Annotated in this window: 4 protein-coding genes; 3 read left to right on the forward strand and 1 reads right to left on the reverse strand. The window is 70.3% G+C overall.

Annotated features, from left to right (window positions below):
* Positions 1-37 precede the first annotated feature (37 nt).
* Together GGR24_RS17010 and GGR24_RS17015 are read left to right on the forward strand one after the other, a co-directional pair.
* On the forward strand, positions 38-1,288 hold the full coding sequence (locus GGR24_RS17010; protein ID WP_183396589.1) for a DUF763 domain-containing protein: 1,251 nt from the start codon (positions 38-40) through the stop codon (positions 1,286-1,288).
* A gap of 70 nt (positions 1,289-1,358) precedes the next feature.
* Positions 1,359-2,852, forward strand: a complete 1,494-nt coding sequence (locus GGR24_RS17015; RefSeq protein ID WP_183396590.1) for a carboxypeptidase M32 — start codon at positions 1,359-1,361, stop codon at positions 2,850-2,852.
* 2 nt (positions 2,853-2,854) lie between these two features.
* Here GGR24_RS17015 and atzF read toward each other — a convergent pair whose 3' ends face one another.
* Entirely contained in the window at positions 2,855-4,690 is a 1,836-nt protein-coding gene (gene atzF, locus GGR24_RS17020) for an allophanate hydrolase (protein ID WP_183396591.1), read from the reverse strand.
* Between the two features lie 280 nt (positions 4,691-4,970).
* On the opposite strand from atzF, the gene GGR24_RS17025 reads away from it, so the two are divergent.
* Positions 4,971-7,178, forward strand: a complete 2,208-nt coding sequence (locus tag GGR24_RS17025; protein ID WP_183396592.1) for a GGDEF domain-containing protein — start codon at positions 4,971-4,973, stop codon at positions 7,176-7,178.
* The last annotated feature ends 188 nt before the right edge of the window (positions 7,179-7,366 follow it).

Below are 7,366 nucleotides of genomic sequence, written 5' to 3' on the forward strand. Positions count from 1 at the left end.
GCTAGAACGTTTATGGAACTCGATGCGAGGACGAGAGATGGCGAGACGCGCCGGAAGCGCCGATCTGCCGCTGCATGGCGGCCGCGTTCCGCGCTGGCTCGGCGAGCGCATGACGCGGCTCGGCGCCGTCATCTCGGAAGCGATCATCCATCACTATGGTCGAGACGAGCTGCTGCGCCGCCTCGCCCACCCGTTCTGGTTCCAGTCCTTCGGGGCCGTGATGGGAATGGACTGGCACTCCTCCGGCGTCACGACGAGCGTGATCGGCTCGCTGAAGCGGGGCCTCGCGCCTCTGGCGGGCGAACTCGGAATCCATGTGTGTGGCGGCCGCGGGAAGCAGTCCCGGCTGACGCCGACGGAACTTGCCGCCGTCGGCGACAGGGTCGGGTTCGACGGAGGCGCGCTCGCGCAGGCGAGCCGCCTGGTCGCCAAGGTCGACGGAGCGGCCGTCCAGGACGGCTTCGACCTCTATCTGCATGGCTTCATCGTGACCGACGACGGCCACTGGACCGTCGTTCAGCAGGGCATGAACGGCGATGCGCGGCAGGCCCGGCGCTATCACTGGCTGTCCGAAGGGCTGAAGGACTTCCTCGATCAGCCGCACGCCGCGATCGAGGGCGCGCCCGGCGGCCGGATCGTGAACCTCACGGACCGCCGCGCCGGGGCCTCGCGCCGCGGCCAGCTCGAGCTTCTGCAGACGCTGCCGCCCGACAGGATCGTAGACGAGCTCGCCCGCCTCCGGCCGGCGTCGGCGGCGCCCGCGCCGGAGCAGCCGCTCCTGCCGCATCTCGTGATGCCGGCGCACCATGACGTCCGGCCCGCCGACGTGAACCTCCGCCGGCTGCACGGCGCCCTGGCCGCTGCGGCCGAGCGCGGGCCTCAGGACTTCTCCGACCTTCTGCTTGTTCCGGGGGTCGGCGCCCGAACGGTCGAGGCCCTCGCCATGGTGGCGGAGGTGGTGCATGGCGCACCCTGCCGCTTCAGCGATCCGGCTCGCTTCTCGCTGGCGCATGGCGGCAAGGACCGTCATCCGTTCCCGGTTCCGCTCAGGGTCTATGACCAGACCATCGACGTGCTGAAGTCGGCCGTCCGGAAGGCGAAGCTCGGGCGCGAGGACGAGCTCGCGGCGATCAGGCGGCTCGACGCGCAGGCCCGGCAGGCCGAGCGCTATGCGACAGGTCCGTCGCTGGAGAATTTCGTGGCGGAGGAGCGGCGGCGCTCGCACGACTATGGCGGGCGCAGCGTGTTCGGCTGGGAGCCGCCGGCCGACGATGCGTCGGCGGCCTGAGGCTGCGTCTGGACGCGGGCGGCGGCGGTCTGCGATATCGGTCCTCTTCCTGTGACGTCCCGGGATCACCATGACCGCCTACTCCGAGCTCTCCGCCCACCACGGCCGGATCGCCGCGCTCTCGAACGCGCTTGGCATCCTGCACTGGGACAACGCCGCCGTGATGCCGAAAGGCGCAGCGCCCCGGCGCGCCGAAAGCGTCGCGCTCCTGCAGGTGCTCCGGCACGGCATGGCGACCGATCCGAGGATCGGCGACTGGCTCGGCGAGGCCGAGGCGGATGATGGGCTGGGCGCCTGGGAGCGCGCCAATCTGCGCGAGATCCGGCGCATCTGGACCGCCGAGACCGCGCTGCCGGCGGATCTGGTCGAAGCCTCGAGCAGAGCCACCTCGACATGCGAGATGGCGTGGCGGCAGGCCCGGCAGGATTCGGATTTCGTGGGCCTGCTGCCTCACCTGTCCGAGGTGCTCCGGCTGCAGCGCGAGATCGGCCAAGCCAAGGGTGAGAAGCTCGGCCTTTCGCCCTACGACGCGCTGCTCAACGATTACGAGCCTGGCGGACGCTCCGACCAGATCGACAGGCTGTTCGACGATCTGGCGGCGTTCCTGCCCGGCCTCCTGGACGAGGTTCTCGCCGCCCAGGCGCGACGGCCGACCGACGCCGAGCCGCAGGGGCCCTTCCCGGTCGAAACCCAGCGCGCCCTCGGCGTCAGGATGATGGAGGCGCTGGGCTACGACTTCGATCGTGGCCGGCTCGACGTCTCGGCGCACCCGTTCTGCGGCGGCGCGGACGACGATGTGCGGATCACCACCCGCTACGACGAGAACGATTTTTCCAGCGCGCTGATGGGCGTGCTGCACGAGACCGGGCATGCGCTCTATGAGCAGGGCCGCCCGCAAGGCTGGATGAGCCAGCCGGTCGGCCACGCGCGCGGCATGAGCCTGCACGAGAGCCAGTCGCTGCTGATCGAGATGCAGGCCTGCCGGAGCCGGGAGTTCCTCCGCTTCGCCGCGCCGATCATGCGCGACGCGTTCGGCGCCTCAGGTCCTGGCTGGGAGCCGGACGCGGTCTGGCGCCGCTACAACCGGGTGGCGCCGGGCTTCATCCGCGTCGACGCCGACGAGGTGACCTACCCGGCCCATGTGATCCTCCGCTATCGGCTGGAGAAGGCGCTGATCGCCGACGATCTGCCGCTGGCCGAACTGCCCGCCGCCTGGAACGCGCAGATGAAGGAGCTTCTGGGCCTGACGCCGCCGAACGACCGCGTCGGCTGCCTGCAGGACATCCACTGGCCGAGCGGCGGCTGGGGCTATTTCCCCACCTACACGCTGGGCGCGCTGACGGCGGCGCAGCTGTTCGACGCCGCCCGGCGCGCCGTCCCGGACATCCCGTCGGCCATCGAGCGCGGCGACTTCGCGCCGCTGCTCGGTTGGCTGCGCGCCAACGTCCACGCGCAGGCGTCCCTCCTCGAGACGGATGAACTGCTGATCCAGGCCACTGGCCGCACGCTGGATCCAGCCGTGTTCAAGGCGCATCTGCGTCGGCGCTACGTCGAGGAGTCGTAGGCCTAGGACGCGCCCGCGACCGGAGCGGGCGCCGCGGCCTCGGCCATATAGGCGCGCCAACCACCGAAGTCGGTGATCTCCCTGGCGCCCTTGACGCCCTCGGCCTCCGCCAGGAAGCCCTTCGGCGTGGAGCCGTCGGCGAGCCGTACGACGCCGATCCCGAGCGGCGCGCCGATGCCGGCGACGAACCGGCCGAAGCCCTCCGGGGGCAACGCCCAGACCTCCGTCGCGATCGCCGCGCCCTCGCCATCCGCGACCCGCAGCAGGCCGGGCCGAGGAATGGCGCCTTCAAGCGCAAACAGCCGGTAGTCAGGCGTTGTCTGGCAGGCGCGCAGGAAGCGTGCGCCGCAGCCGGTCAGCTCGCTGTTGAGCTTCATGCCGGAAAGATGCGCGCCCACCACCAGGAGCTCGATCTCCCCGGCGGCGGCGCGGGCTCCCGCCCGGTCAGGCGCCGGCGCGGGCGGACGGCCGATGGCGCCGAGCGGCGTCCCGCCCATCGCGTGAATCTTTTCGCCAAGGGCGGCGAGCCGCGCGTCCGCCCCGGCCGGGGCGATCAGCGTGACGCCCGCCGGCAGCCCATCGGGCCGCGGCCGCGCCGGGACGGCCAGGGCGCAGAGGTCGAGGAGGTTCACGAAGTTCGTGTAGGTCCCCAACTCGCTGTTGAGCCGGACCGGCTCGGCCGTCACCTCGGCGACCGTCCGTGGCCGCGGGAAGGTGGGAACCAGCATGGCGTCCACTCCGGTCCAGACCGACGAGAGCTCCCGCCGCATTTCGGCAAGACGATACTGAGCCCCAAAGGCCGAGGCGGCGTCGAAGCGGCGCGCGGATTCGATGATCGCCCGGGTCACGGGGTGCATCTCCTCCGGCTGTTCTTCGATGAAGCTGCGGATCGCCTCGTAGCGCTCGGCCACGAAAGCACCCTCATAGAGCAGGCTGGCGACCGCAAAGAACGGCTCGAAATCCAGCTCGACGACGGTCGCTCCGAGCGCCGCGACATCGGCCACGGCGGCGTCGAACGCGGCTTCCGCCCCCCGGTCTCCGCCGAACCGGCGGCTCGCCGCGTCAGGAACGGCGATTGTGAAAGTCCCAGGCGCCGGCGCGATCGTGGACGCGCGGACATCGCGCGAGAACGGATCCGCCGGCTCGAAGCCCGACGCGGCCGAGAACACCGCATAGGCGTCATCGACCGAGAGGGCGAACACCGATACGCAGTCGATCGTCCGACAGGCCGGCACGACGCCCATGGTCGGGACCGCGCCGAGCGTCGGCTTCAGTCCCACGATGTTGTTGAGCCCGGCCGGAACACGCCCCGACCCGGCCGTGTCCGTCCCGAGCGCGAAGGAGACGAGGCCTCGCGCGACAGCCACTGCGGAGCCGGAGCTCGATCCGCCCGGCACGATGTCGGGGCTGACGGCGTTGAGCGGCGCCGGGTAAGGCGTGCGCAGCCCGACGAGGCCGGTGGCGAACTGATCGAGATTGGTCTTGCCGACCGGGATCGCGCCGGCGGCGACCAGCCGCTCCACCGCGACGGCGCTCTTCTCCGGCTGATACGCAAACGCCGGACAGGCGGCCGTGGTCGGCAGCCCGGCCACGTCGATATTGTCTTTAACCGCGAACGGCACGCCCCAGAGCGGCCGCCCGTCCGGGGCCGCGCCCAGCGCCGCTGCGGCGGCGCGGGCGGCCGTCCGATCCGCGAGCGAGATGAAGATCCCCGGATCCCCGCAGCCGTCGATGCGGGCGAACACTTCGTCGATCACCGCTTCGGGCGACGCGCCCTGCGCATAGGCGGAGCGAAGCGAGGAAAGGTCCAGCGCGAGGTCGCTGAGCGAGGGGGTCATCTGCGCTCCCGAATGGTTGGGGCCGAGAAGCTCGGCCGCCTTTCCTATGGCAAAGCGCGCAGCAGCCGTGAAGTGTCGAACCTGTCGCGCGCTGGGCGCGAGGCGCCGTGCCGCAGACTGCAGGGACGCCAAAAACAATCACCGAAGGTCTCGGCGCGCGCCTTGCAAGCTGCCGCCGACTTTACCGACAAATCACCTGGGCTCGCGCGGCACCGTACCGGCCCTGCCGCGTTGTGATCGCGCGTCGTCGCGGCGGAGGCCCGGTTCGTTGAAGGAAGCCATGCACAGCTTTTTCGCCAGCCAGATGGACTTCATCTTCTTCTTCTACGGCTTGGCGTTCATTCTGCTGGGAGCGATCTGCTTCTCGATTGCGCGGATCTTGAGCCATGCGGGCCCATGGCGGGCTCTCGGGCTGTTCGGCGTGCTCCATGGCGCCCTCGAATGGCTCGATCTGGCCGCCCTGATCATCGGCGATCATCCTTGGTTCGCCGCAGGCCGCATCGCGCTCATGACGGCGTCCTTCGTCTGCTTGCTCGAATTCGCCCGTCTGCAGGCGCTGCGGATCGGCTGGCGGGTCCCGGGGCGGGGCGTCTACCTCCTGCTGATCCTGGGCGTCGCGCTGGCGGGCTTCTTCGCGGGCTCGAAGGCGGCCGGAGCGGCCGGGCGCTATTTCCTCGGCTTCCCGGGCTCGATCGCCGCCGCTCTGGTGTTCCTGCAGCATGCGAAGGTGCTCAGCGGCCGCGTCAGGACAGCGGCGTTCATCGCTGCGGCGGGTTTCGCGCTCTACGGCGTGGCCACCGGGCTCGTCACGCCCGCGCTATCCTATGGACCGGCGGCCTATCTCAACAACGACCGGTTCGCGCAACTGACCGGCGTCCCGATCCAGCTGGTGCGCGGCCTGCTCGCCTGCTGCATCTCCTTCTCCATCTGGGTGATCTGGGGCTATCGGGCCGCAGCGGATGTCTCGTCCGAAAAGTTCGCTCTTTATCTTCGGCGGCAGTTCGGCTGGACCCTCGCCGCGGTCGCCGCGATCCTCGTCTGCGGATGGACGTTGACCGAGTATCTCGGCGCCGTGTACCGCGCCAATGTCCAGGCCCAGGCGCAAGGCGAGATCGATCTTCTGGGCAGCAGGCTGGCCGCCGAGACCGCCATGGTGGACGGCATGGTGAAGGCGCTCGCGGGCTCGCCCTCGGTGGTGAAGCTCGCCACGGGCTCCGCCCCTGCCGAGACCGAAGCCCGCTCGGTGCTCAACCTGCAGGTCGACGCGTCGGGCGCCCGCTCCGGGTACATCCTCAATCCGGAGGGCGGCGTCATCGCGGCCTCGGACGGCGCGCCCCCGCTCGGCGCCAGGGAATCCGCAACTCCGCTTCGCGACGCCCTGGCGGGCCGTGCGAGCTTCTCCTTCGACTTCGATCCCGCGACCCTCGAGACGCGATATCTCGCAAGCCGGCCGGTTCGCGATGGCCGGCGGGTCGTCGCCGTCGCGGTGCTCATGAAGTCGCTCGAGGGCTTCGAGCGCGACATCCAGCGCCTCGACCGGCCCTATTTCTTCGTGAATCCCGACGGCGTCGTCGCGATGACGAACCGGCCCGCGGATCTGCGTCGAACCCTCTGGCCCATCTCAGACGAGCGCCGGCGGGCGCTGGAGCAAGCCTTCGGGCCCCTGATCGCGCGGCCGCTGCTGAAACAGGAGGTGGCGGACGACAGCTGGACCAGCGTCGACGGCGCGCGCGACTACGTCCGCCGAAGCCCCACCCCGCATGGCGGATGGTCTCTCGTGATCCTGAAGCCGACGCGGGAGATCTTCGCGAGCCGGCTGCTCGGGATCGCCATCACGCTTCTGGCGACCCTCATGGCTCTGATCTACATCCTCGGGCGTCAGCGCGCCGTCCGGGACGAGGTCGAGATGGACAAGCGACTGCGGCTCCAGAAGCTGGCCGACGATCTCGGCCTGCAGGCGGCGACGGATCCGCTCACCGGGCTGCACAATCGCCTCCACCTCGAGCAGACCTTCGCCGAAGAGATGGCTCGCGCGCGACGCGACGACACGCCGCTCTCGCTGGTGGTGTTCGACATCGATCGCTTCAAGAGCGTGAACGACGTCTATGGCCATCCGGTCGGAGACCGGGCGCTGGTGCGCATCGCCGCGCTCACGCGTCAGTTCGTTCGAAGCACGGATTTTCCGGCGCGATGGGGCGGCGAGGAGTTCCTGATCCTCCTGCCCGGGGCCGATTCATCGGCGGCGGCGCGCATCGCCGAGGCGCTTCGGGCCGCGATCGCGGAGGCGGAGTTCGACGGCGTGGGGGCGCTGACGTGCAGCTTCGGCGTCGCGCAGTTCTCCGAAGATCAAAGCGCGTCCGCCTTCCTCGCGAGGGCCGATGCTGCGCTCTACCGGGCGAAGCTGAACGGCAGGAACAGGGCCGAGATGGCCCCGGCCGAGCCCGGCGCGCTTGGCGCGGGCCGCTCGGTCGCGAGCGGGCTTGTCTGATGGCCCGGCGGCCGGCGACGGAGCCGCTGGGCTCTGCGCGGTCCGCCGCGTGGCGGTCCCTTACAGGCGGCGACGCCCTACCGCTTCAGCCAGGCCGTTTTTGTTTCTGTCTGTCATGTGCTGGAACGACGAAAGCCCGCCAGCTTTTGTGCTGTGCGGGCTTTTTGTTTGGTTGCGGGGACAGGATT

The sequence above is a fragment of the Hansschlegelia beijingensis genome (genome assembly GCF_014196425.1).
In the GTDB taxonomy this organism is placed as follows: Bacteria; Pseudomonadota; Alphaproteobacteria; order Rhizobiales; family Methylopilaceae; genus Methylopila; species Methylopila beijingensis.